The 24,136-nt window shown below is 68.2% G+C and carries 18 protein-coding genes, 2 pseudogenes and 1 riboswitch; of the genes and pseudogenes, 11 read left to right on the plus strand and 9 right to left on the minus strand.

Annotation, left to right across the window (positions count from 1 at the left end; all coding sequences use genetic code 11):
- Positions 1–60: 60 nt before the first annotated feature.
- Positions 61–1,113, minus strand: coding sequence for an RNA-guided endonuclease TnpB family protein (locus SY91_RS17320; RefSeq protein WP_185921279.1), 1,053 nt, complete (start codon positions 1,111–1,113; stop codon positions 61–63).
- A 92-nt stretch (positions 1,114–1,205) separates the two neighbouring features.
- Between SY91_RS17320 and SY91_RS17325 the strand changes: the two genes are divergently transcribed.
- The 4 genes and pseudogenes from SY91_RS17325 to SY91_RS17340 form a co-directional block, all read left to right on the plus strand.
- Complete coding sequence (locus SY91_RS17325) at positions 1,206–1,901, plus strand: chemotaxis protein CheW (RefSeq protein ID WP_185921280.1); 696 nt, start codon at positions 1,206–1,208, stop codon at positions 1,899–1,901.
- The gene (locus tag SY91_RS17330; protein ID WP_108725677.1) at positions 1,898–4,207 is read left to right on the plus strand and encodes a hybrid sensor histidine kinase/response regulator; all 2,310 of its coding nucleotides are present in this window, start codon (positions 1,898–1,900) and stop codon (positions 4,205–4,207) included. Before SY91_RS17325 ends, SY91_RS17330 begins: the two co-directional genes overlap by 4 nt.
- Positions 4,204–5,223, plus strand: coding sequence for a chemotaxis response regulator protein-glutamate methylesterase (locus SY91_RS17335; protein ID WP_006479514.1), 1,020 nt, complete (start codon positions 4,204–4,206; stop codon positions 5,221–5,223). Before SY91_RS17330 ends, SY91_RS17335 begins: the two co-directional genes overlap by 4 nt.
- Positions 5,224–5,302: 79 nt before the next feature.
- Positions 5,303–5,407, plus strand: a riboswitch (Fluoride riboswitch).
- 79 nt (positions 5,408–5,486) lie between these two features.
- Positions 5,487–6,707 (plus strand): annotated as a pseudogene (locus tag SY91_RS17340) (voltage-gated chloride channel family protein); the annotation flags it as partial.
- Between the two features lie 696 nt (positions 6,708–7,403).
- On the opposite strand, the gene SY91_RS17345 reads toward SY91_RS17340, so the two are convergent.
- Positions 7,404–8,117, minus strand: a complete 714-nt coding sequence (locus SY91_RS17345) for a riboflavin synthase (protein ID WP_023475403.1) — start codon at positions 8,115–8,117, stop codon at positions 7,404–7,406.
- Between the two features lie 227 nt (positions 8,118–8,344).
- A pseudogene (locus SY91_RS17350) lies at positions 8,345–10,189 on the minus strand (ABC transporter ATP-binding protein); the annotation flags it as partial.
- A 484-nt stretch (positions 10,190–10,673) separates the two neighbouring features.
- On the opposite strand from SY91_RS17350, the gene SY91_RS17355 reads away from it, so the two are divergent.
- Entirely contained in the window at positions 10,674–11,555 is an 882-nt protein-coding gene (locus SY91_RS17355; protein WP_043886979.1) for a Dyp-type peroxidase, read from the plus strand.
- Positions 11,556–11,659: 104 nt separating this feature from the next.
- On the opposite strand, the gene SY91_RS17360 is transcribed toward SY91_RS17355, so the two are convergent.
- Together SY91_RS17360 and SY91_RS17365 are read right to left on the minus strand one after the other, a co-directional pair.
- Positions 11,660–12,061: an OsmC family protein gene (locus SY91_RS17360; RefSeq protein ID WP_006479508.1), complete on the minus strand. Its 402-nt coding sequence runs from the start codon at positions 12,059–12,061 to the stop codon at positions 11,660–11,662.
- A gap of 97 nt (positions 12,062–12,158) precedes the next feature.
- Positions 12,159–13,082 (minus strand): LysR family transcriptional regulator, encoded by a 924-nt coding sequence (locus tag SY91_RS17365; RefSeq protein WP_023475407.1) that lies wholly within the window; start codon positions 13,080–13,082, stop codon positions 12,159–12,161.
- A gap of 485 nt (positions 13,083–13,567) precedes the next feature.
- On the opposite strand from SY91_RS17365, the gene SY91_RS17370 reads away from it, so the two are divergent.
- From SY91_RS17370 to SY91_RS17395, 6 genes are all read left to right on the plus strand, one after another.
- Positions 13,568–14,632 carry a helix-turn-helix domain-containing protein gene (locus SY91_RS17370; protein WP_023475409.1) on the plus strand — a complete coding sequence of 355 codons (1,065 nt, stop codon included), beginning with the start codon at positions 13,568–13,570 and terminating at the stop codon, positions 14,630–14,632.
- A complete protein-coding gene (locus tag SY91_RS17375) occupies positions 14,581–15,897 on the plus strand; it encodes an Nramp family divalent metal transporter (protein ID WP_043886980.1) in 1,317 nt (438 codons plus the stop codon). Before SY91_RS17370 ends, SY91_RS17375 begins: the two co-directional genes overlap by 52 nt.
- A gap of 80 nt (positions 15,898–15,977) precedes the next feature.
- Positions 15,978–16,568 carry a phosphatase PAP2 family protein gene (locus tag SY91_RS17380; protein WP_006479504.1) on the plus strand — a complete coding sequence of 197 codons (591 nt, stop codon included), beginning with the start codon at positions 15,978–15,980 and terminating at the stop codon, positions 16,566–16,568.
- A 482-nt stretch (positions 16,569–17,050) separates the two neighbouring features.
- Positions 17,051–17,839 carry an SDR family oxidoreductase gene (locus tag SY91_RS17385; RefSeq protein WP_023475411.1) on the plus strand — a complete coding sequence of 263 codons (789 nt, stop codon included), beginning with the start codon at positions 17,051–17,053 and terminating at the stop codon, positions 17,837–17,839.
- 37 nt (positions 17,840–17,876) lie between these two features.
- Positions 17,877–18,893 carry an NADP-dependent oxidoreductase gene (locus SY91_RS17390; protein ID WP_023475412.1) on the plus strand — a complete coding sequence of 339 codons (1,017 nt, stop codon included), beginning with the start codon at positions 17,877–17,879 and terminating at the stop codon, positions 18,891–18,893.
- A gap of 195 nt (positions 18,894–19,088) precedes the next feature.
- Positions 19,089–19,601: a hypothetical protein gene (locus SY91_RS17395; RefSeq protein WP_043886982.1), complete on the plus strand. Its 513-nt coding sequence runs from the start codon at positions 19,089–19,091 to the stop codon at positions 19,599–19,601.
- Positions 19,602–19,647: 46 nt separating this feature from the next.
- Here SY91_RS17395 and SY91_RS17400 read toward each other — a convergent pair whose 3' ends face one another.
- The 4 genes from SY91_RS17400 to SY91_RS17415 form a co-directional block, all read right to left on the minus strand.
- Positions 19,648–20,700 carry an AI-2E family transporter gene (locus SY91_RS17400; RefSeq protein WP_023475414.1) on the minus strand — a complete coding sequence of 351 codons (1,053 nt, stop codon included), beginning with the start codon at positions 20,698–20,700 and terminating at the stop codon, positions 19,648–19,650.
- Positions 20,701–20,935: 235 nt separating this feature from the next.
- A complete protein-coding gene (locus SY91_RS17405) occupies positions 20,936–21,520 on the minus strand; it encodes a YSC84-related protein (RefSeq protein ID WP_006479499.1) in 585 nt (194 codons plus the stop codon).
- A 59-nt stretch (positions 21,521–21,579) separates the two neighbouring features.
- Positions 21,580–21,966 carry a YqjD family protein gene (locus tag SY91_RS17410; RefSeq protein WP_011548207.1) on the minus strand — a complete coding sequence of 129 codons (387 nt, stop codon included), beginning with the start codon at positions 21,964–21,966 and terminating at the stop codon, positions 21,580–21,582.
- A gap of 297 nt (positions 21,967–22,263) precedes the next feature.
- A complete protein-coding gene (locus tag SY91_RS17415; protein WP_043886983.1) occupies positions 22,264–24,123 on the minus strand; it encodes an ExeM/NucH family extracellular endonuclease in 1,860 nt (619 codons plus the stop codon).
- Between the last annotated feature and the right edge of the window lie 13 nt (positions 24,124–24,136).

Consider the following 24,136-nt stretch of genomic DNA (forward strand, 5'->3'; position numbering starts at 1 on the left):
GACGACGGGAATGGGACCGACAACGCGATGACCAGAGGAACGCTTGACGTCCTCCACCGCCTAAAGGCGGAGGATTCCCACACCTGGCGATGCACGTCCGCATCGGAGAATGTTCAGCGCAGCGTTGAGATCACGATCATGCTCGACACCACAGTCACTGCAGGCCCATTCTCTTATTCGCAGTCCCGCGATACCTTTCGGCCGCGTCGTGCTGTCTCTCGATCCGCACGACGAACAGGACTGGGTCGAACCGCTTTCGTCGACTTCCTCAAACGTGGCTCCGTGCGCGATCGCCTTGTAACGGAGCTTGTCCCGGAAGGACGACCAGGATGCGTCGTAGACGCTCTTCGCCATCCTGGTTCTGGCAAGTTTCGCGGCCGACACGTTGCCGACCGCGATGTAATCGAAGCGCCGCACGAGATCGAGCGCGAGCTTGTGTTGAAAATCGGCACGGGCATTTGCCACCTTGGCGTGCAGCTTCGCGATATGCCGCTTGTGCTTTCGTGCTCGCTGCGCTTTCGCGAGCCTTTCCGCCGCTCGTCGACCGAACTGGTCATTGGGCAGCTTCTCGCCGGTCGAAAGGGTGGCGAAGTCTTTCAGGCCGAGATCGATGCCCACACCGGAGCGGATCGGGCGGGCCTGAACGTCGGGTACTTCGATCACGATGTTGAGAAACCAATTGCCGCGCGCATCCTGCGCAAAGTTGGTGCCGTCCTTGATCTTGCCTTCGGGAAGCGGTCGACTGTTGAACACGCGAAACGTGTTGCCGGCGAAACGGAACGCGTCACCTTCGCGCTTCAGGTCACGTCCCTTCAGCGGCACCCAGCCCAGCGATTTCCTGCCGCGATAGCGCAGGTAGGGCCGTCGGTGCTGACTGCGCGACTTCGCATATTGCTCGCACGTCGCGTTGATCGTGCCGGAGTGGATGCCGAGCGCCTTGCTGCTGCCGGTCGTGAGCACGTTCAGATCGAATCCCGTCGGCCACTTCTTGCTCCACTTGAGCGCGTGCTTCTGCGTGTCATTGCAGAAGTTCCAGACGTAGTTCACCGCACGGCTCTGCTTGTTGAGCAGTCCGTTGAGCGATTTCACCCGGTAGCGGTAGACAAGGATCATGCCGGTGATCCTAACCCGTGGAAGAAGCTGTCTGTCAACAGCACGCCTTTCCTTCCCGCCATCAATGGCGGAGTTTCTCGGAGCAAATTCTGATGAACCGCGCCGCCACTGACGACGCGACGCTCGACGTCGACGATTGCTGGAACCGGATCGGCACGCGCGGCGACCGCTCGTGCGAGCGGCTGAACGACTGCCTGCGCTGCCTGAACTGCCCGGTCTACGCGTCGAACGCGGCCAAGCTGCTCGAGCGTCCGCTCGACGTGGCCGAGATGACCGACGTCACGCGCCGGATGAGCGCGTTCGACACGGCACACGCGAGCGACGACGACGGCGTGGCGCGCCATGCGGCGCTTGCGTTCCGGGTGGCCGACGAATGGCTCGCGCTGCCGATCGGCGTGCTGCGCGAGATCGCCGGCACGCGCCCGATCCATTCGCTGCCGCATCGCCGCAATTCGGCCGTGCGCGGCGTGGTCAACATCCGCGGCACGCTGCGCATCGCGATCTCGATCGGCGCGCTGCTCGGCCTCGATGCCGGCAAGGCCGGCAGCGACGACGGCCGTTTCACGCGGCTGCTGGTGGCCGCGCACCAGGGCGAACCGGTCGTGTTTCCGGTGGACGAAGTCGAGGGCGTGCTGCGCTTCGGCGCCTCCGACTGGGTGCCGGTGCCGGCGACGGTCGGGCGCGCGAGCGCCGGCCTGTCGCGCGGCGTGCTGTCGTGGCGCGGCAAGTCGGTGGGGCTGCTCGACGACGATCGTCTGTTCGACGCCGTGACAAGGAGCATGCGATGAGCGGCGATGACGACCTGAGCCACCTGTCGCTGCTCGAACTGTATCGCGAGGAGACGCGCACGCAGACCCAGGCGCTGTCGGAGCGGCTGCTCGCGCTCGAATCGGGCGAGCCCGATGCCGTCGCGCTCGAAGCGTGCATGCGCGCCGCGCATTCGCTGAAGGGCGCCGCGCGTATCGTCGGCGTGCCGCTCGGCGTCGAGATCGCCGGGCGGATGGAAGAATGCTTCGTCGCCGCGCAGGCCGGCACGATCGCGCTGACGGCCACGCACGTCGACGTGCTGCTGGCCGGCGTCGATTTGCTGGTGCGGGTCGGCGATCCGCAGGGGCAGCCCGTGTCGCAGACCGAGATCGACGTGTTCGCGGCGGCGCTGACGGGCGCCGACGGCGCGCAGACGATGCAGGCGCCGGCCGCCGCGCCACCGCCCGTGCCGCCGTCGTTCGCGCCGTATCGCGATCACGACGGCGCCGCGAACGAGCCGGTCGGGGCGAGCGCCGCGGTGCCGCCGCTCGCCGTGTCGGGCGCGGTGCCCCATCCGGCCCAGGCCGGACGCGTGGCGGGCGCCGGCGCGATGCGCCGCGTGCGCGCCGATACGCTGAACCGGCTGCTGAGCCTGTCCGGCGAATCGCTGGTGGAATCGCGCTGGCTCAAGCCGTTCGCCGAATCGATGCTGCGCGTGAAGCGCGCGCAGCGCGACGCGGCCCGTTCGCTCGACCTGATGGTCGAGCAGTTCGCCGACGATCTCGACGCCGGCATGCTCGCGTCGATGAACGAAGTGCGGCACATGCTCAACGACCTGCAGCGCTCGCTCGCGGAGCGCATGGACGAATTCGACCGCTTCGAGCGGCGCAGCACGCATATCGCCGAGCAGCTGTACGACGAGGCGCTGCAATGCCGGATGCGGCCGTTCGGCGATGCGACGCGCGCGTATCCGCGCATCGTCCGCGATCTCGCGCGCTCGCTCGGCAAGCAGGTGCGTTTCTCGATCGTCGGTGAAGGTACGCAGGTCGATCGCGACATCCTCGACCTGCTCGACGCGCCGCTCGGCCACCTGCTGCGCAACGCGATCGACCACGGCGTCGATTCGCCCGACGCGCGCCACGCGCGCGGCAAGCCGGCCGAGGCGAGCGTCACGCTCGAGGCGCGCCACAGCGCAGGCTCGCTGCTCGTCAGCGTGATCGACGACGGGCCGGGGGTCGACATGGATGCGCTGCGCGCGGCCGTCGTGCGCCAGCGCCTGACCGACGACGAGACGGCCGCGCGGCTGTCCGATCCGGAATTGCTCGAATTCCTGCTGCTGCCGGGTTTCTCGATGCGCGATGCGGTAACCGACGTATCGGGCCGCGGCGTCGGTCTCGACGCGGTGCAGGAGATGGTGCGCGGCGTGCGTGGCGCGGTGCGGATCTTCAACGAGCCGGGGGCCGGCATGCGCTTCGTGCTGCAGTTGCCGCTCACGCTGTCGGTGATCCGCAGCCTGCTCGTCGAAGTGGGCGGCGAGCCCTATGCATTCCCGCTCGCGCACGTGCGCCGCACGCTCGAACTCGCGCACGACGACATCGACGTGCTCGAAGGGCAGCCGCATTTTCCGTTCGACGGCCGGCGCGTGGGCCTCGTCGCCGCGCACCAGCTGCTCGATGCGGGCGAACCGGACGTGGCGCGCGCGAGCACGGCGGTCGTGGTCGTCGGCGGCGAACCGGAGCTGTACGGCGTCGCGGTCGACCGCTTCCTCGGCGAGCGGATGCTCGTCGTGCAGCCGCTCGACAGCCGCCTGCACAAGATCCAGAACATCGCGGCCGGCGCGTTGCTCGAGAACGGCGACCCGGTGCTGATCGTCGACGTCGAGGACCTGATCCGCTCGGTCGACAAGCTCGTGCGCGGCGGCCAGCTCGCGCGGCTCACGCGCGATCCGCAGCTCGCGCTCGCCGACCGGCGCCGCCGCGTGCTCGTCGTCGACGATTCGCTGACGGTGCGCGAGCTCGAACGCAAGCTGCTGGAAAAGCGCGGCTACGACGTGACGGTCGCGGTCGACGGGATGGAAGGGTGGAATGCCGTGCGCAGCGATGCGTTCGATCTCGTCGTGACCGACGTCGACATGCCGCGCATGGACGGCATCGAACTCGTCACGCTGATCAAGGGCGACCCGATGCTCAAGCGCGTGCCGGTGATGATCGTGTCGTACAAGGATCGTGACGAGGATCGCCGCCGCGGGCTCGACGCCGGCGCCGATTACTACCTCGCGAAGAGCAGCTTCCACGACGAGGCGCTGCTCGATGCCGTGCACGACCTGATCGGAGATGCGCGCGGATGAACATCGGTATCGTCAATGATCTGCCGCTGGCCGTGGAGGCACTGCGCCGCGTGATCGCGCTGCGCGCGGATCATCGCGTGCTGTGGGTCGCGACCGATGGCGACGAGGCGGTGGATTTCTGCGTCGCGCATCCGCCCGACGTCGTGCTGATGGACCTCGTGATGCCGAAGGTCGATGGCGTCGCCGCGACGCGCCGGATCATGGCGCGCGCGCCGTGCGCGATCCTGATCGTGACGGCGAGCGTCAGCGCGAACACGTCGTCGGTGTACGAGGCGATGGGCGCCGGCGCGCTCGACGCGGTTGACACGCCGACGCTCGCGCTCGGACTGTCGACCGACGCATCGCCGCAGGCGCTGCTCGCGAAGATCGACCAGATCGGCCGGCTGCTCGAAAGCCGCACCACGGCGCTCGTGCCGCCGGGGCCGGCCCCCACGCGCGGACAGCCGACGCTCGTCGCGATCGGTGCGTCGGCGGGCGGGCCGACCGCGCTCACCGCGCTGCTGCGCGCGCTGCCGGCCGACTTTCCGGCGGCGATCGTGATCGTCCAGCACGTCGACCAGGCATTCGCGTACGGCATGGCCGAATGGCTCGACGGCTATACGCGGCTGCCGGTGCGCGTCGCGCGGCAGGGCAGCGTGCCCGAGGCCGGCGCGGTGCTGCTCGCGGCGACCAACGACCATCTGATGCTGTCGCCGCGCGGCGTGCTCGGCTATACGCGGCATCCGGCCGAAACGCCGTACCGGCCGTCGATCGACGTCTTCTTCAACAGCGTCGCGGACGGCTGGCAGGGCGATGCGCTCGGCGTGCTGCTGACCGGCATGGGACGCGACGGCGCGCTCGGCCTGAAGGCGATGCGGGCGAAGGGCTGCTACACGATCGCGCAGGATCAGGCGACCAGCGCCGTGTACGGGATGCCGAAGGCCGCGGCAGCGATCGGCGCTGCGTCGGCGATCCTGCCGCTCGACCAGATCGCGCCCCAGTTGATCGCGCGGATCGCATTGACATCGCGCGACTGACCGCGCGTCGGGCAGACGCCGTCGTTTCGGGGTGTGCCGGCGGCTGCATTGCATGCGTGGCGAGGCGTCGCGTACAATTGCCGCCTGCGGAGATGGCATGCCTCCCTGCGGTCGTTCCGGCGCATGGCGCGCGCGGTGCGGCCCTCAACCGCCGGTTTGCCCGGCTGATGATGCCTGCGTGTTCCTGGGTCGTCAGGAGGTCGCAGGCCGTCCACGCGGTATTCTGCCGCCCAGGTTTTGATATCCCGTCGAATCTGGAAATCATGTTTTTCACCACTTCTGCCGATCTTTTCGCGACCGTGCGCTACGTGTGCCGCTGGCTCGCGCTTTCAGCCCTGCTCGGTGCGCTCGCCGGCACGGCTTCCGCGCTGTTCCTGATCGCGCTCGACTGGGCGACCGGCACGCGCGTCGCGCATCCGTGGCTGCTGTGGGGGCTGCCGGTCGCCGGGTTCGCCACCGGCTGGGTCTACCATCGGTTCGGCCAGTCGGTCGCGCGCGGCAACAACCTGCTGATCGACGAGATTCACGACCCGAAGGCGCTCGTGCCGAAGCGGATGGCGCCGCTCGTGCTCGTCGCGACCGTCGTCACGCACCTGTTCGGCGGCTCGGCCGGCCGCGAGGGCACGGCCGTGCAGATGGGCGGCGCGCTCGCCGATCGCATCACGCACGTGCTCCGCCTCGATCGCGAGCATCGCCGCGTGCTGCTGATGGGCGGCATCGCGGCCGGCTTCGCGTCGGTGTTCGGCACGCCGCTCGCGGGTGCCGTGTTCGGGCTCGAGGTGCTCGCGATCGGACGCCTGCGGTACGACGCGCTGCTGACCTGCGTTGCGTCGGCGATCGTCGCGGACGTCGTGTGCCGCGCGTGGGGCGTCCATCACACGGCCTATGCGATTCCGTTCGTGCCGGCCGTATCGGCGACGGGGCTCGCCGTGACGGTCGTCGCGGGCATCGCGTTCGGCGTGGTCGGGCGGCTGTTCGCGTTTGCGACGCATGCGCTGACCGCGTGGTTTCGTCGCGTGATCCGCCATGCGCCGCTGCAGCCGGTGGTCGGCGGCCTGCTGGTCGCGGTGGCCGCGACCGTGCTGAACGTGCCGCAGTACCTCGGCCTCGGCATCCCGACGATCGAGGCCGCGTTTCACGGCCCGCTGCCGCTTTACGATTTCGCGGGCAAGTTCGCGTTCACCGTCGTCACGCTCGCGTCGGGGTTCAAGGGCGGCGAAGTGACGCCGCTGTTCTACATCGGCGCGACGCTCGGCAATGCGCTCGGCCAGGTGCTGGCGTTGCCGGTGCCCGTGCTCGCGGGGCTCGGCTTCGTCGCGGTGTTCGCGGGCGCGGCGAACACGCCGATCGCATCGACGATCATGGCGATCGAACTGTTCGGCGCGGATATCGGCGTGTATGCGATCGTCGCCTGTGTCGTCGCGTATCTGTTTTCCGGGCACGCGGGGATTTATCGCGCGCAGCGCGTGGCGGTGGGGAAGGGGCGCAGGGGGAGGCGGAGTGAGGGGCGTGCGGCCGCGGCTGGTGTCGCTCGACCGCGCGGCTCCATGCGATACCCAGGATGCAAAACGACTGACGGACATCCAATGACACTGGACGATTTCCTGACCGAAGCAAAGCGGCTTGCGAGGCCGTGCCGTCAGTACCGCTTCGCGGACGACGGCGAACCCGTCACCGGCTACTGGCACGGTATCGACGACGGCGCGTTGTGCATTTCCGTCGAGCGCGACGGCGTCTGGCTGAACGTGTATCTCGACGAAAGCGGCACAGGCCGCGTGGAGACTGCCACGCAACCCGTCCGTTCCGCCCGCCCGCTGTGCCGATCCGATGCGATGTCGCTTCCGCCCGTCGACGCGGTGTTCCGCTTCGGCTCCGCCGCGATCGGCGCGTACCTCGACGCACACGGCTGGCAGCGCGACTGGGGATTCAACGACAACTTCAAGGGCGCTGCCGCGCACGACTACGAGCGCGCATGGATGGCGCAATGCCCGCTCTACACGGGCGGCGTGGTGGCCGTCGCGGGCGGATGGAACATGCCGTGGCCCGAGGACGACGAACTCGACGATCGCGAGCTCCTTCTCTGGACGTTCGAGGAATCGGAACCGTGGGTCGAGGTGTTCTTCGACGGCGCCCGGTATTCGTTGATCCAGCGGATCACCTAGCGCGCGGTCATTCAGCCGTTACTGCTTCGGCAGCCGCGCGACGTTGCGCGCCAGCAGTTCCTCGATATCGATGCCTTTTTCCGCCAGCAGCGCGGTGACGACACCATTCAATTCGCCGAGCGTTTCCTTGACCGATTCGCGAATCGTGTCCACGACGACCTGCGTGCTGCGCTCGATCTCGATGTTGACCTTGTCGTCGACGCCCTTCGCATCGAACGTGGTCGCGCGGCGCGTTTCGGGAATCAGCCAGACGTCGAACCAGCCTTCGTCGCGATTGACGTCCGACACGGTGAGGCTGCAGCCGTTGATCGCGATGTAGCCCTTCGCGAACACATAACGCTTGAACTCGGCCGGCACGCCGATGCGGATCATCCGGTTGTGCTCGGACGACGCGATGTGCGCGATGGTCCCCGTGAAATCGACGTGACCGGACAGCGGATGCCCGCCGATCTCCGCGCCGTCCTTCGCGGCCCGCTCGACGTTGACCCGCGCGCCGGTCGCGAGGTCGGCCAGCGTCGTGATCCGCAGGCTCGGCAGCATCACGTCGAAGTCGATCAGCGTCGGCGAATGGATGGTCGTGACCGTCAGGCATACGCCGTCGACCGACACGCTCGCGCCGATCTCGATATCGTCGGTGAACCGCTCGGGGAATGCGATGCTGAACGTTCTCAGCTCGCCGTGATCCTTGATGGCGTCGATGGTGCCGACACCCTGAACAATGCCTGTAAACATGGTCTGCCTTTCGTCGCGAATTGCCTGGCCGACATGATAAGTGATCCCGGCGGCGGACACCCGGCGGCGCGCGGCTCGGCGCCGGCGAGCCCGTGCCGCGTGCACAAAAAAGGCCGTGCGCGTGGCACGGCCTCGATCCGGAACCGATTGTCGTCGACACGGCCCGGCGGCGATGACCGCGCCGCGGGGCCGCATCGCGATGCGCTGGCATCAAACCTCCGCCGGCTCCCCAGCGCCCCGGCATCGCGATCCGCCACGCGTCGCGGCGAATCGGCGAGTCCCTTCGCCAGCTCCAGCGCCTGCCGCTCGAACAGCCGGCGGTAGATGCCGCCGTCGATACGGATCAGCGCATCGTGGTGGCCTTCCTCGATCACCTTGCCGCGATCGAGCACCAGCAGCCGGTCGAGCGCACGCACGGTCGACAGCCGGTGCGCGACGACGAGCGTCGTGCGGCCGACCATCAGCCGCTCCATCGCCTGCTGGATCAGCAGCTCGCTTTCGCTGTCGAGGCTCGACGTCGCTTCGTCGAGGATCAGGATCGGCGCATCGGCGAGGAACGCGCGCGCGATCGCGACGCGCTGGCGCTCGCCGCCCGACAGCTTGATCCCGCGTTCGCCGACGAGCGTGTCATACCCGTCCGGCAGCGCGGCGATGAAGTCGTGCGCGCTGGCCAGCCGCGCGGCGCGCTCGATGTCGGCGCGGCTCGCGCCGGGCCGTGCATACGCGATGTTCTCCGCCAGCGTACGGTGGAACAGCACGGGCTCCTGCTGGACGATCGCGATCTGGCTGCGCAGCGAATCCTGCCGCACCTGCGCGATGTCCTGGCCGTCGATCGTGATGCGGCCGCCCGACACGTCGTACAGGCGCTGGATCAGCTTGATGAACGTCGTCTTGCCCGACCCCGAATGACCGACGAGGCCCACGCGTTCGCCGGGCGCGATCCGCATCGAGAAATCGTCGTACAGCGGCACCGGATGGTTGCCGTAGCGGAACGTCACGTGCTCGAAGCGGATCTCGCCTTGCCCGATCCGGATCGCCGGCGCGCCGGGGCGATCGTCGATGCCGAGGGGCTGGCGTTCGAGCGCGACGAGTTCCTCCATGTCGTTCACCGAGCGCTGCAGGTTACGGATGTGCATGCCGACGTCGCGCAGGTAACCCTGCAGCATGAAGAACATCGTCAGCGCGAACGCGATGTCGCCGACGCTCGCTTCGTCGTTCATCCACAGCCGCAGCGCGACGCCGATCATCGCGGCCTGCATCGCGACCAGCATCGCCCCCTGCAGCCCGCCGTTGAACGTGCCGCGCACCCACGTGCGGCGCGTGCGCTGCCGCCACTTGTCGATCACGCGTGCGAGCCGCGCTTCCTCGCGCGTTTCCGCGCCGAACGCCTTGACGACCGCGTTGCAGCTCACGGCGTCGGCGAGCGCGCCGCCCATGCGCGTATCCCACAGATTGCCGAGCCGCGCGGCCGGCGCGACGATGCCGAGCGACACCGCGACCGTCACCGCGATGTACAGCAGCGAACCCGCGCCGACGACGAGCCCCATCGCGGGCCAGTGGGTGCCGAGCAGCACGGTCGCGCCGACCAGCATCGCGACCGACGGCAGCAGCGCGATCAGCACGGTGTCGTTGAGCAGGTCGAGCGCCCAGATCCCGCGCGTGATCTTGCGCACGGTCGAGCCCGCGAAGCTGTTCGCGTGCCAGTCGGTCGAGAAGCGTTGCACGCGATGGAACGACGCGGCGGCGATCTCGCTCATCATCTTCAGCGTGAGCGTGATGATGTTCAGGTAGACGCCCTGGCGCAGCACCGTCGCGCCGATGCCGAGCGCGGCGAGCGTGCCGAACGCGACGAGGGCCGAGTGCCACGCGGCGGCGCGGTCGGTCAGGCCGGTCGACAGCGCGTCGACGAGGCGGCCGGCGAACAGCGGCGTGAGGACGTCGGCGAGCGCGGCGAGCAGCGCGAGGCTCGCGACCGTGGCGATGCGCGCCGGCTGCTTGCGCCAGTAACGAATGGTGAAGCCGAAGACGGCCTGGAATGCCTGGCCGCCCAGATGGGAGGTTTTTCTGGTCATGTATCGTTGCCCGGCGCATCGCGCGACGGGACTTTCCGGTTCGGAGAACGTCGAAAACGCAACAGCCGGGCCGCGCGAAATACGCGGGCGGAGCGAAACGGGCTGTCGGGAAAAGCGCGGCTGACGGGTTAGCGGAAAACTCGGGAGCCGGCGCGGACGGCGGGCTGGATCAGCTGCGCCGCGAGACCACGTTCGGGAAGGTGGCTGGCATTCGGAACATCTGCACCTCCCTGAAGTGAACGGTTGAATGAAAGGACGCCGAAAAGACGTGCTGCGATTTTATCAGGAGTGTCGCGCGCGCCGCAACGTCTGACGAATGCGGCGTTGCAGCGTCGATACGGTTAGTATTCAGGGTTTTGGCCCCTTTTCGCGTACGTTCGACGTGGCGGCTGGGGCCGGTCGGCGCATCGATTACACTTCCGCGTCCGCGGCGCGCGACGATGCGGCCCGCACAGATTCACTCCGAACCATTCCCGAGGAAACGATGAGCGACGTTCAGCAAGGCATCCTGGCTCCGATCGATACGGCAGCCCGATACCTCACTTTCACGATGTCGAATGACGGCAATATCGCCGCGGCGCTGGCCGCGCTGCGCGAGATCGTCGACGGACGCGACACGGTCGTCGGGTTCGGACACGCGCTGGCCGCCTGGCTCGGGCATCCGGTGCCGGGCCTGACCGAGTACCCGGCGTTCGCGGTGAACGACCGTACGCTGCCGAGGACGCCGGCCGACGTGTGGGTCTGGCTGCGCTCGGACGACCGCGGCGAGATCGTGCTGCGCGCGCGGGCGATCGAACGTGCGCTCGCGCCGGCGTTCGCGCTGCAGGAGGCCGTCGACGGCTTTCGCTATTCGAACGACCGCGACCTGTCCGGCTACGAGGACGGTACCGAGAATCCGGAAGGCGACGACGCGGTGGCCGCGGCGATCGTGACGGGGCAGGGCGCGGGGCTCGACGGCGCGAGCTTCGTCGCGGTGCAGCAGTGGGTACACGACTTCGACCAGATGGAGCGCATTCCGTCGGGCGAGATGGACAACATCATCGGGCGCCGCCGTTCGGACAACGAGGAACTCGACGACGCACCCGAATTCGCGCACGTGAAGCGCACCGCGCAGGAAAGCTTCGAGCCCGAGGCGTTCATGCTGCGCCGTTCGTCGCCGTGGTCGGACACGCGCCGTGCGGGCCTGTACTTCGTTGCGTTCGGTTGCTCGTTCCGCGCGTTCGACGTGCAGATGCGCCGGATGAGCGGCGCGGAAGACGGCATCGTCGACGGCCTGTTCCGCTTCACGCGGCCGCTGACGGGCGCGTATTTCTGGTGCCCGCCGATGAAGGACGGCAAGCTGGACCTCGCCGCGCTCGGACTGTAAGCGCCGGGCGGGATCGATGAACGGGCGGGTCGCGCCGGATGCGCGGCCCGCCCGTTTCGTTTTTCAAGCTTTCAAGTGGCAGTGCGTATGGCCTGCCGCGGGCGTCAGTTCAACGTCGTTTCGATCCGCGTGCCGCGCTTGATGAATTGCGTCACCGGGGTTTTCTCGCAGATTTCCGCGAGACGCTGGCGTTGTGCGTCGTCGAGCGGGCCGTCGAGCGTCACGACGCGGCGCACGTACTGCACGCCTTCGCGATCGGCGTGCAGCTCGGTGCGCACCGAGATGCGCGCGGCCGGCCACGTCTTGCGCTGCATGTACATGCGCAGCGTCGCGGCCGTGCATTGCGCGAGCCCGGCGAGCACGAACTCGTACGGCGCCGGCCCGCGATCCTGGCCGCCTTCGCGCGGCGCTTCGTCGCCGGTCAGCGTGTGCGTGCCGGCCTGTAACTGGACGACGTAGTCGGGCGCCTCGGCATCGAGGACGGCGGCGGCGTGGATGAGCGACATGGCGAGTCTCCGGTAAGCGGACCAGGGAAAGCGGGCGCCGGGTGGCGGCGTGCAGCCGTCAGCATACCGTCCCGGCCGTGGGGGCGTGCGCTGCGTGCTACGCGTCGGCGATGCCGGCGCTGCTGCGCACGAGGGCGGCAATGCGCTCGCGTACCCACTGATGCGCGCGGTCGGTATCGCGCGACTCGTGCCAGTACGCGAGCAGCGGGAACGGCTTGAGCCGCAGCGGCAGCGGCCGCACGACGATCGGCAGCAGCGCGGCCATGCGCAGCGCATAGGTGTGCGGCAGCGTGACGAGCAGGTTGCCGGCCGCGGCGATCTGGCAGGCGGCGAAATAGTGCTGGCAGGTGAGCCGGATGTCGCGGAAGCGCCCGTCGTTGCCGAGCAGGACGTCGAGCGATTGCGGCTCGCCGAGCGACGACACGGCGATATGCTGCGCCGCGAAATAGTCGCCGCGTCGCAGCGGGTCGTGCGCGAGCGGATGATCGCGGCGCAGCGCGACGACGAGCGAATCGTCGAGCAGGTGTTCGGTGGCGATGCGCGGGCCCGTCTGCACGCGACGGTCGACGACGAGATCGAGGTTGCCCGACGCGAGTTCGCGCTCGATGTCCGGTACCGCGATGCGGCGGCTGACGAGCCGCAGGCCCGGCGCTTCGTCGGCGAACGCGGCGACGATGCGCGGCAATGCGATGGATTCGAGCACGTCGCGAATGCCGACCGCGATGCCCAGGTCGAGCGTCGCGGGATCGAAGGCGGACGGATCGCGCGCGGTACCTTGCAAGCCTTTCAGATGCAGTTGCACGTCCGCGATGATCGACCGCGTGCGCTCCGTCGGCACGACGCGGTTGCCCTGACGTACGAACAGCGGATCGTCGAAATGCGTGCGCAGCCGGTTGAGCGCATGCGTGACGGCCGGCTGCGTGAGATGCAGCGCGCGGGCGGCCGCGCCGATGCCGCCGTGCACGTAGACGGCGTCGAGCACGCGAAACAGGTTCAGGTCGAGACGGTGATCGGCGGGCACGGAGCGCGGGCGGCGAGGTGAAGGACGGCTCGATTCTAAAGGATGCGTGGGCAACCGATGCGCCGGTTGGCATGCGTGGCGATCGTGCGCGTTCGATGCGGGTCGATGCCGTTCGCGCCAATACGCGAGCGTCCGTTTGACCGATGCGCAACGCAATCGAACACGCATGTCATTACGCATGACGGCCGCAATAATCGGCCGCATCGCCCATGCATTTCCGTGCCGGCATACCAGCGGCGCACGCCAGCCTGTAGTAATCCGCCATCATGCTGTCCCGGTCGGCCATTTCGCGCCAAAGGCGCTACCCGTTCGGCTAAGATGCCGTCGCTTCATATTTCGGGATAGCCGTCCTGTCGCACGCATTCAAACCAAATATAAGCCTGACAGTTCGACGGTATTAGAAGAAGTCGAACGAGTCGGGGGCTTGGCCAGTGAATGCAGCAGATCAGCGGTGGGTCGTTATCTATTTGAGTACGGGGTTTTCGTTGGCCCAGGCCGCGCGCCTCGGCGAAGCCTTCAACCTGGCGAATCGCCTGCATGCGTACAGCGCGGATTACCAGCTCAAGTACGTCTCCGAAAGCGGGGGACTGTTGCAGTCGTCGTCCGGCGTGCGCATCGCGGCCGAGCCGTTCGGCGACGAACATAGCCGCCGTGCGCGCGCGTTCTTTCATCTTCATGGCGAGCGTGCGGCCGTCAATTGGGACGACGCATTGCAGCGGCGCCTGTCCGACATTCGCCAGCATGCGCGCTGGATCGTCGACGCGATGGAACTGCCCGCGCTCGCCGCCACGCGGCGGCCGTCGTCGTCAATCGACGTGCGGCCCGGCCGGGCCGGGCGCCGCGCCACCACGACGATCGAATTGCAGGCCGGCGAGACCGACGTGTTCGCCGCCGCGCTCGACATGTTTCGCGTCGACCTCGGCGACGGCGCCGCGCAGGAGATCGCCAGCAACATGATGCGGCCGGTCGAGCAGCGCTACGCGCAGTCGATGTGGGCGTTTCGCGAACTGAGCGCGAGCCCGTCGATCCGGATGTCCGCGCAGCGGCTGCGTGCGCAGAGCGTGAACCGCATCTCGATCGCGAACGCCGCGCAGGCGGCCGCGATGAGCGAGCGCAATTTCCTGCGGCGCTTCAAGAAGGAGATCGGCGTGACGCCGACCGAGTTCGTCCAGCACGTGCGGCTCGAGCGGGCGTGTCACATGCTGATCCATACGACGCTGCCGGCCGACAAGGTCGCGCGCCGCACCGGCTTCGGCAGTGGCGAGCGGCTCGCGAAGCTGTTTCGGCAGCGGCTGCTGATGTCGCCGACCGAGTTTCGCGTCGCCGAGCGGGAAAAAATCCTCGCGCACGGCGCGGCGTCGCCCGATCCTGACGAACGGCTTGCCGCCGCGTGTTGCGACGGCGACGGGGCGGATTGCGACGCCTGCGTGGCCGCGCGCGGGAAAACGGGACGGATACCCGTAAAATCGACGGATCGCGATCTCGATTCCCGGTTTCCATGCCCTTCCTCCCCACTACCGCTACCGCCCCTTTCTGCCCGTCGGAAGTAAAGGGCAGCATCACGATCGACGCCGCCGCGCCGCGCTGGCAAAAGCTCAGGCGTTTCTTCGGCCCCGGCCTGCTGGTCGCGATCGGCTACATGGACCCCGGCAACTGGGCGACGGATATCCAGGCCGGCTCGCAGTTCGGCTATTCGCTGCTGTGGGTCGTCGCGTTCTCGAGCCTCGCGGCGATCTTCCTGCAGATGCTCGCGGCGCGGCTCGGCCTCGTCGCGGGCAAGGATCTCGCGCAGGCAAGCTACGAGCGCTACGGCCGGTTCGGCCGCGTCGTGCAGTGGATCACCGCCGAAGTGTCGATCATCGCGTGCGACATCGCGGAAGTGCTCGGTTGCGCGCTCGCATTCAAGCTGCTGCTCGGCGTGCCGCTCGCGTGGGGCGTCGTGCTCACCGCGCTCGACACGGTGATCGTGCTCGGCCTGCAGGGCAAGGGCTTCCGGCAGATCGAGGCGATCGTGCTCGGGCTGATCGCGACGATGGCGTTCTGCTTCGTCGCGCAGGTGGCGATCACGCCGCCCGACTGGCATGCGGTGGCGGGCGGCCTCGTGCCGGGCGACCCGGGCCACGACCGCAAGGATGCGATCGTGCTCGCGCTCGGCATCGTCGGCGCGACGATCATGCCGCACAACCTGTACCTGCATTCGTCGGTCGTGCAGACGCGGCACGTCGTCGGCGGCGCGCGCGGCGTGATCCGCGACACGCTGGCGCTCGTGCGCATCGATACCTGCGTGTCGCTGTTCGTCGCGATGCTCGTCAATGCGGCGATCCTCGTCGTCGCGGGCGCGGCATTCCACGCGACGGGCCAGCACGACGTGACCGACATCGAGCAGGCGTACCGGCTGATCACGCCGATCGCGGGCGGCGCGGCCGCGCTGTTGTTCGGCATCGCGTTGCTCGCGTCGGGGCAAAGCTCGACGCTGACCGGCACGATCGCCGGCCAGGTGATCATGGACGGCTTCCTGCATACGAAGATCCCGTGCTACCAGCGCCGGCTGATCACGCGCGGGCTCGCGCTCGTGCCGGCGCTGATCGGCGTGCTGTGGCTCGGCGACGGCTCGGTCGGGCAACTGCTCGTGTGGAGCCAGGTGCTGCTGAGCCTGCAGTTGCCGTTCGCGATGTGGCCGCTGATCCGCTCGGTCAGCGATCGCCGCACGATGGGCGAGCACGCGATCGGGCGCGGGATGCAGGTGGCCGCGTGGGCGCTGTTCGCCGTGATCACCGGCACGAACCTGCTGTTGATTACCGGTGTCGCGGGCTGATACAGCCTGTCACAGGCTGACACAGGCACACTGCGTGCCTGCGGTAAACTGCGGTCTTTCGATCGTCTCCGAAGTCCATCATGTGGAGTGAAATCAGCAACATCGGCGATGCCGCGCTGACCCTGCCGATCGCGGTGACTTGCGCGGCATGGCTCGCGCTGACCGACTGGCGCCTCGCCGCCCGCTGGGGCGTGCTGCTGGCCGCCGGCATGGGCGTCGTCGGCGCCACGAAGATCCTGTATGCCGGCTGCGGCATCGAGCTTGCGCAGTTCGATTTCCGCGTGATCAGCGGCCATACGATGCTGTCGACGTCCGTGTGGACGGTCGCGCTGTCGATGCTGTGGCAGGCGTTCCGGCCCGGCAAGGCGCCCGGCGTCGCGGCCGGGCTGGCCATCGGCGCGATCACGGCCGTTGCCCGCGTATTCGATCACTCGCACACCGTGCCGGAAGTCGTCGTCGGCTGGCTGCTCGGCGCGCTGGTCGCGCTGGTGTTCCTGCGCGGCTACGACGGCGTGCGGCAGCGCGCGTTCTCGCCGCGCGTCGCCGCGGTCTGCCTGCTGCTCGTGTCGGGTATCGCGTACGGGCACCGCGCGCCGTTCCAGCAGATGATCGACACGCATTCGCCGCAGCTCTGCGCGTTCGTGCGGGCGCCGTCGGGCGAAGGGTTCTGACTGGTGTCGATGGCGGGTGCTCCGGCACCGCCTTCCTGCCGCCGGCGTTCGGTCCGGCGGTTCCCGGGTTTTTCCGGCGGGGCGCACGAGGTCACGCCGGTTCATCTTCCCGATTGCGTTCTCTTCCGTGCGGGGACGCCACACTTCCGTTATCCCGATAATCGAGTCGTCTGCCCGGCCATCCGGCTGGTCGTGCTTACCTGTTTGCGCACCGTCGCCGGTACGCGCAAGTCATGAACGAGGTCTATGACCGGGCATAACGAATATTCATTTCATCGATTGGCGGCATTCGCGTACGCTGGCTGTCGTTCAACCGCGGGCAGACTGTACGGCCGGTTCCGCGCGCGCCGCATTCATCTCGATATACTCGCGGAAAACCCGTGCGATGCGTCGCCATGCCGGCGCACGTCGGCTGGAAGATGCACGGGAAACCCCATCGCGGCAGCGTTCCGCGACGACGATTCACGACAGGAGCAGGTCACATGACAATCCTTTCTCCGCGCCTCGCGGGCAAGTGCGCATACATCACGGGCGCCGCGGGCGGTCTCGGCCGCGCGATCGCGCGCCGCATGGTCGAGCAGGGCGCGCGCGTGTTCGTGACCGACATCGCGGAAGCGGCGGTGCTCGACGCGTTCGCGCAGGAACTCAACGCCGGTCACGCGACGCCGGTCGCGTTCGCCGCGACCCAGGACGTGCGCGACGAAGCGCGCTGGCAGGCGCTGCTCGCGCAGGCGACCGATGCGATGGGCGGCCTGTCGGTGCTCGTCAACAACGCGGGCGTCGGCTCGATCGGTTCGCCCGCGCAAATCGAGCTGGACGAATGGCGGCGCGTGATGGCGATCAACGTCGAAAGCATCGTGCTCGGCTGCAAGCATGCGCTGTCGTATCTGGCCGAGAGCCATCCCGCGTCGATCATCAACATCTCGTCGGTCGCCGCGTTCAAGGTCGAGCCGGATTTCACCGCGTACAACGCATCGAAGGCGGCGGTCGCGTCGCTGACGAAGTCGGTCGCGATCGACTGCGCGCGCCGAGAGATCGACGTGCGCTGCAATTCGATTCACCCGGCATTCATTCGCACGGGGATCGTCGAGCCGCTGTTCCAGTCGCTCGGCGAACGCGACGCGACCCGCAAGCTCGCGCGCGGCATTCCGCTGCGCCGGCTCGGCGAGCCGGACGACGTCGCGCATGCGGCCGTGTATCTCGCGTCCGACGAGAGCCGCTTCGTGACGGCCGCCGAACTCGTGATCGACGGCGGCATGTGCGCGGTCTGACGCGTATCCCGAACCACAACGATTGGAGGAGAACATCATGCCGACACCCGTGAACCGCCAACTGCTGCTGAAGACGCGCCCGGAAGGGCGGGTCGGCCGCGAACATTTTTCGCTCGTCGAGACGCCGGTACCGGCGCTCGCCGACGGCGAGGTACTCGTGCGCGTGCTGTATCTGTCGATGGACCCGACCAACCGCGTATGGATGAGCGACGTGCCGCAGTACCTGCCGCCCGTCGCGATCGGCGAGGTGATGCGCGCGCTCGGGATCGGCCGCGTGGTCGCGTCGCGCCATGCGGGTTTCGCGGAAGGCGATCTCGTGCAGGGGCTGGTCGGTTGGCAGGACTACGCGGTCGTGCCGGCCGAGCAGGTCGCGCAACTCGTGAAGCTGCCCGCGCAGTCGGGCCTGCCGCTGCCCACGCTGCTCGGCGCGTGCGGGATGAGCGGGCTGACCGCGTACTACGGGCTGACCGACATCGCGCCGGTGCAGCCGGGCGAAACGCTCGTCGTGTCGGCGGCGGCCGGCTCGGTCGGCTCGATCGCCGGGCAGATCGGCAAGATTCATGGCGCGCGGGTGGTCGGCATCGCGGGCGGCGCGGACAAGTGCCGCTACCTGACCGAGACGCTCGGCTTCGACGCGGCCGTCGACTACAAGTCCGACGATTTCCGCCAGCAACTGAAGGCGGCGACGCCGGACGGCGTGCACGTGAACTTCGAGAACGTCGGCGGCGAGGTGATGCGCGCGGTGCTGTCGCGGATGGTGATCGGCGGGCGCGTCGCGTTGTGCGGCGTGATCTCGAACTACAACAGCGGCCGCGCGGCCGACGACGTCGGCGTGCTGATCTCGAAGCGGTTGACGATGCGCGGCTTCCTGATCCTCGACTACCGCAAGAGCCGCGAAGCCGTGCAGACGCTCGCGGGCTGGCTGCGCGACGGCCGGCTCAAGGCCGAGGAGACCGTGGCCGACGGTCTCGAAAACGCGCCGGACGTGTTGAATCGCCTGTTCGACGGCGACCATCGCGGCAAGCTCGTGTTGCGCGTCGATCCGGACGCGTGACGGGCGTGTCACGCCTGTCGGATCGGGCCGCGGGCGCGTATCGACCGCGCTGAGTTCGATCAACCCGGCTGCAGTTTAGGACTTGTCCCATATATTGTCCGAGCCGCTCTCCCTACAGTGATTGCCAGCACACAGGCGGCGTGACGACGCGTCACGCCGCCTGTTTTTCTGGTGACGCGGCAGAGGAGAGGGAACATGCGGAACAACGCGAAGCGATCGGTATCGGTAACGGCAATGAGCGCCGGGGCCGTGCGGAAGAGGGTGTTCGGGCTCGGTATCGTGCTCGCGATGTCGACTGTCATGTCGAGTGCGATGGCGGCCGGACAGCCCGCATCGGATGGCGTCGTGCGGTTCACCGGCTCGCTCGTCGATCTGTACGACGTGACGCTCGATGCCCCGGTGGGCGCGCTCGTCGACGCGGGACAGGTGGCCGCTGGCGGGGCAACGGCCACGGTCCGGTTCGATGCGCATGGCCGGCGCTTGCCGGGTGCGCAGGTCGCGCTGGTGAAGCCCGACGGCGCGCCGTTCGCGCCGGATGACGGCACGGCGGTGCGGGTCACGTGGCGCGATGCGCACATCGAGCGAAGCGAGCGGCTGGCGCCGGGCCGGGTTCATCGCGTCGGCCCGTATGGCGGCGTGATGACGGTCGCGGCGGATGAAGCAACGGGCGCCGTGGCGCCCGTCGTGATCCATATCCGTCATCCTTGACCGCCGCTCTCCGCACGCGTGCGGATCGCCGGCGGCCGGACAGGCGTCAATCGCCCTGTTCGGAGCGTGCGTAGATGTCCCAACTGGCCATGAACAGCGCGGCGACGAGCGGCCCGATCACGAAGCCGTTGATGCCGAACAGCGCCATCCCGCCGAGCGTCGAGATCAGCACGACCCAGTCGGGCATCTTCGTGTCCTTGCCGACGAGGATCGGGCGCAGCAGGTTGTCGACGAGGCCGATCACGCCGACGCAGAACGCGACGAGGATCACGCACTTCCAGACCGCACCGATCATCAGGAAGTAGAGCGCGGCCGGCACCCAGACGAGGCTCGCGCCGATCGCGGGCAGCAGCGACAGGAACGCCATCAGCGCGCCCCACAGCACCACGCCCTCGATCCCGAGGATCCAGAAGATCAGCCCGCCGAGCGCGCCTTGCACGAGCGCGACCGCGATGTTGCCCTTCACCGTCGCGCGCACGACCGTCGTGAATTTCGCGAGCAGCAGGTTCTTGTGCTCTTCGTCGAGCGGCAGCGCACGGCGCACGCGGCGGCCGATCTCGCCGCCGTCGCGCAGCAGGAAGAACACCATGTACAGCATCACGCCGAAGCTCACGACGAACTGGAACGTGTTCTGACCGATGCTGAGCGCCTGGGTGGCCGCGAACTGGCTGATCTGCGCGGCGCCGTCGGTCAGCTTCTTCTGGATGCCCGGGATGTTGGTCAGCCCGTATTTCTGCAGCAGGTTCTGGATCGACGTCGGCAGTGCGTGAATGATGTCGTGGAAGTACTGCGAATAATTCGGCTGCGCGTCCTTGAGCTCCTGGTACACGTAGGCGATTTCCTGCACGAGCGTGGCCGTGACGAACACGAGCGGCAGGATCACGATCAGGATGATGAGCGACATCGTGACGAGCGCGGCCAGGTTGCGCCGCTTGCCGAAGCGCGCGGCGAGCCAGCGTTGCACGGGCTGGAACAGGATCGCGAGAATGGTGCCCCAGAAGACGGCGCCGGAAAACGGCGCGAGGATCCAGCACAGTCCGAAGGTGACCGCGAACAGCAGGAAGTAGAAGAATTTTTGGTGGTCTTGTCCGCTATCCATGGGTGGCATTCGCGCAGATTGATGCGTGGTTGGATTGAATCTCGTTGTCCCGCGCGCGATCGGTTCGCGAACGTCACGGGTTCGCGGCGCAACACGCCGCCGGGCGGCCCATGCGGAGTATGCCCGCAAAGGTGCCGCCATCATAGCCGCTGCGAGAGACGCATGCGAAAACGCCGCGGCCGGGGCCGCGGCGCTGCCGGGAAGCGAACGCGGCGCGAAGCCGCGTGCCGCATCGTCAGATGTTGAGCTTGGTGACCTTCGTGCCGTTCACCGACAGGTCGCCCATCAGGCCCGCGTTGGTCAGGACCAGCACTTCCACCGGTGCGGTAGCCGTGTTGGAATCGACCGCGCCGTTCGCGCCGACCTTCACGACCGCGACCGACGCGTCGGCGCCGGCCGACCAGCCGTCCGACTTGCGGAACGAGTCGAGTGCATCCTGCGTCATGAACAGGAACACGACCGCCTTCGACTGCGCGCCGGCCTGCAGGCCGACCGACAGCGACGACGTGTTGTAGTAGCCGACGGTGCTGCCGCCGACACGCAGCGCGCCGTTGCCGGACTGGGCGCCGACGATGAAGCCGGCCTGCAGCACGTTCGGGAACACGAGGACGCCGCGTGCTTTCGAGACGAGGTCGCGCGAACCCGGCACCGTCGAATACAGGCGCGACAGCGTTGCGTTCACGCTGGCGTCGATCGACTGGCGCTTCGATGCACTGGCCGCGGCGCTATCGGGTTTGCCGGACGTGGTCGTGCAACCGGCGAGAGCGAGGCTGCCGAGCATCACGGCGGCGGCGGCTTTCATGGCGAGGGACTTCTGCATGGCGGTTCTCCTTCGTTGTCTGATGGATGACGGGCGGGCGGCGGTGTACGCCGCCCCGTTCAACGGCGGGAAAGGAGCAGGCCCGCAACGAACGCAAGGCCCGCGACGACGCCGGCGGTTTGCCACGGGTTCTCGTGCACGACCTGCGATACGCGCTCGGCCGAATCGCGCAGTCGGGCGGCCGCGCTGCCCGACGCATAGTCGAGCGCGCCGCGCGCTTCATCGAGCCGGGATTGCACGCGCTTGCGCAGCGCGGCGATATCGCCATCGCCATCGTTTTTCAGCAGATCTTCCAGTTCGTCGACCAGCCCGCGCAGATCGTCGGTCACGTCGGCATGCAGGTCGCGGGCAGCCGCGCGCGTCGTGCGGCCCACGCGCCGGCCGGTGCGACGGATGTCGGACAGGCCGCGGTCCAGCTTGTGTTCGATCGAGTCGGTAAGCGCCATGGTGTTTATCCTCCTTTGATTCCAGGCAATTTGAAGATAAGACGAATCCCAGCAACTGATGTGATTCACTTGATCCGATTGAGTTTCGAGACAAATTTTCAATTCGTCGGCAGGATCGCCGGGAAGCCCCGCCGCACGGGGCGACGCAGCGGTTGAAAAAATTTCGCGTTTCGCGGCGATACAGCGTGTCGAGCAGCAGGTCGCAGTGAAGGTCCGGTAAATATGGCGTCGCCAGGGGCGTCAGGTAAATAGTGCCATTGCAGGTTGGATGCTGATGCAAATGCACTACTCGACGCGTCATCGATGCGCACGATTTGTGCCCGGTGCCGGTTGCGTGGCGGCGTCGTCCAGCGCGAGGTCGATGACGACGGGATCGTGGTCCGACGAGCGGTAGGCGTCGGGTGCGTAATAAGCCGATCGTTGCGCGGACGTTTTGTAATCGGGCACGGGTTGCAAGACCACCGGTTCGTCCGCGTTGATGTGCCAGAACCGCACGGCCTTCACGCGCGCGGCGAGCGCCGGCGTGGCAAGCGCATGGTCGAGATTGCCGGCTTCGCCGCGAAATACGTAGCTGTACGCAGCATCGCCGACGAAGCGCACAACCAGGTTCGCGTAGCCGCGTGCTTCGAGCGTGCGAAGCGGGTCTTCCTTCGCATAACTGTTCAGATCGCCGATCAGCAGCACGCCGTCGGCCGCGATGCCCGTCGGCGAGGTGGCGAGCCAGTCGGCGACGCGTGCGGCCGCCCGCGTGCGCGCCGCGTTCCAGCAGCCCTGGCCGTCGGACTGATCGAGATTGGCGCCGCTCGCATGCGGGCAGTTCTTCGACTTCAGGTGATTGACCGCGACGGTGAACGTGCGTATGCCGTCGATGCGCCGGAACGTCTGCGCGAGCGGCGGGCGGTGGCGGCCGCCGAGTGCGACGGTGACGGCGCGCCCGACCGGCTCGACCGTGCGGCTGTCGTACAGCAGCGCGACCGCGATCGCGTCGCGGCCCAGCCGCGCCGTGCCGGGATCGACTGCGCGCCAGCCGCCGCCGAGTTGCGCGGCGAGCCGGCGGATGGCGCTCGCGTCGCCGTGGCCGTTGTTCGCGATTTCCATCAGCCCGATCACGTCAGCGCGTAGCGCGCGCAACGCCGCGACGATCTTCGCTTCCTGCCGCGCGAACGCGGCGGGCGTTTTCGCGCCGCGGTTGTCCGGCGCGTCGAATCCGCCGCCATGGCCGTCGCCGTTGAAATAATTGAAGACATTGAACGACACGATGCGCACGTCGGCATCGGGATGCCGGGCCGGTGGCGCGGGACGCGGGTTCGCCGCGGCATCGAACACGGGCGCCGCGCCGGCCACCGGTTGCAACCGCCATGCGCCGTAACGCCATTCGAGCACGCCTTCGACGCCGCGTACAGTGGTGCCCGCGCGCAGCGTGTTGGCGGCGCTCAGCGCGGGCGGCGGATAGCGGACGGTCGCAGGGTCGCGACGGCTCGAGCCGTCGTCGAGCACGATGCGGTTCAGTGCGTTGGCCGCGGCGTGCGCGGCAGCGTCGGCCGGCGGCGCGACCTGGGTCGGCACGCGCAGCCGGCCGTTGCTCAGCACGATGCTGCCGTAGCGACCGAGTGCGTAGGTATCGCTGACAGTCAGCGTTTGCGGCAGGCGTACGCGCATGGCTTCGTGCGCGGCCAGGACGGCGGGCGACGCGACGGGCAGCGTGAGCGTCGCCGGCGTGACCGTCTGCCCGCGTGCGCAAACGGCCATGCGGCCCGTCAGCGTAAATTGCGTCCGGCCATATTTCTCGTCGACCTTGCCGGTCAGATGCACGAGATCGCCGGGCGCCGCGTGCGCGTTCGGTGCGTAGACGAACAACCCTTCCGGGACGCCCGGCCGGCGCTGCCGCTGCGCGTCGGCCTGCTGGACGAAGAAGCCGCCCAGGCCGTCGGCGCCGCCGAACGCCGCGGTGACGACCGCTTCGATCGACGTCGTTTGCCCGGCGAACGGCGACGGCCCGCTCCCGCGCCGGAGCTCGGCAATCGCCGTGGCTGCACCGCCGCAGCCGCTGCTGACCGGCAGCGCGGCGGCGGCCGGCCAAGCGAGGAGCGCCACGGACAGCACGGCGGACAACACCACGAACAGTGCAGCGGCAGAGAGGGGAAGCGGGCGTGACATGAGACGGTCCACA

Source organism: Burkholderia cenocepacia (assembly GCF_014211915.1).
Lineage (GTDB): Bacteria > Pseudomonadota > Gammaproteobacteria > Burkholderiales > Burkholderiaceae > Burkholderia > Burkholderia orbicola.

What these genes read in the sequence shown, in the direction of transcription:
- SY91_RS17320 (WP_185921279.1), bottom strand. Translation starts at nt 1,113, where the DNA reads ATGATCCTTGTCTACCGCTACCGGGTGAAATCGCTCAACGGACTGCTC.
- SY91_RS17325 (WP_185921280.1), top strand. Translation starts at nt 1,206, where the DNA reads ATGAACCGCGCCGCCACTGACGACGCGACGCTCGACGTCGACGATTGC.
- SY91_RS17330 (WP_108725677.1), top strand. Translation starts at nt 1,898, where the DNA reads ATGAGCGGCGATGACGACCTGAGCCACCTGTCGCTGCTCGAACTGTAT.
- SY91_RS17335 (WP_006479514.1), top strand. Translation starts at nt 4,204, where the DNA reads ATGAACATCGGTATCGTCAATGATCTGCCGCTGGCCGTGGAGGCACTG.
- SY91_RS17345 (WP_023475403.1), bottom strand. Translation starts at nt 8,117, where the DNA reads ATGTTTACAGGCATTGTTCAGGGTGTCGGCACCATCGACGCCATCAAG.
- SY91_RS17355 (WP_043886979.1), top strand. Translation starts at nt 10,674, where the DNA reads ATGAGCGACGTTCAGCAAGGCATCCTGGCTCCGATCGATACGGCAGCC.
- SY91_RS17360 (WP_006479508.1), bottom strand. Translation starts at nt 12,061, where the DNA reads ATGTCGCTCATCCACGCCGCCGCCGTCCTCGATGCCGAGGCGCCCGAC.
- SY91_RS17375 (WP_043886980.1), top strand. Translation starts at nt 14,581, where the DNA reads ATGCCCTTCCTCCCCACTACCGCTACCGCCCCTTTCTGCCCGTCGGAA.
- SY91_RS17380 (WP_006479504.1), top strand. Translation starts at nt 15,978, where the DNA reads ATGTGGAGTGAAATCAGCAACATCGGCGATGCCGCGCTGACCCTGCCG.
- SY91_RS17385 (WP_023475411.1), top strand. Translation starts at nt 17,051, where the DNA reads ATGACAATCCTTTCTCCGCGCCTCGCGGGCAAGTGCGCATACATCACG.
- SY91_RS17390 (WP_023475412.1), top strand. Translation starts at nt 17,877, where the DNA reads ATGCCGACACCCGTGAACCGCCAACTGCTGCTGAAGACGCGCCCGGAA.
- SY91_RS17395 (WP_043886982.1), top strand. Translation starts at nt 19,089, where the DNA reads ATGCGGAACAACGCGAAGCGATCGGTATCGGTAACGGCAATGAGCGCC.
- SY91_RS17400 (WP_023475414.1), bottom strand. Translation starts at nt 20,700, where the DNA reads ATGGATAGCGGACAAGACCACCAAAAATTCTTCTACTTCCTGCTGTTC.
- SY91_RS17405 (WP_006479499.1), bottom strand. Translation starts at nt 21,520, where the DNA reads ATGCAGAAGTCCCTCGCCATGAAAGCCGCCGCCGCCGTGATGCTCGGC.
- SY91_RS17410 (WP_011548207.1), bottom strand. Translation starts at nt 21,966, where the DNA reads ATGGCGCTTACCGACTCGATCGAACACAAGCTGGACCGCGGCCTGTCC.
- SY91_RS17415 (WP_043886983.1), bottom strand. Translation starts at nt 24,123, where the DNA reads ATGTCACGCCCGCTTCCCCTCTCTGCCGCTGCACTGTTCGTGGTGTTG.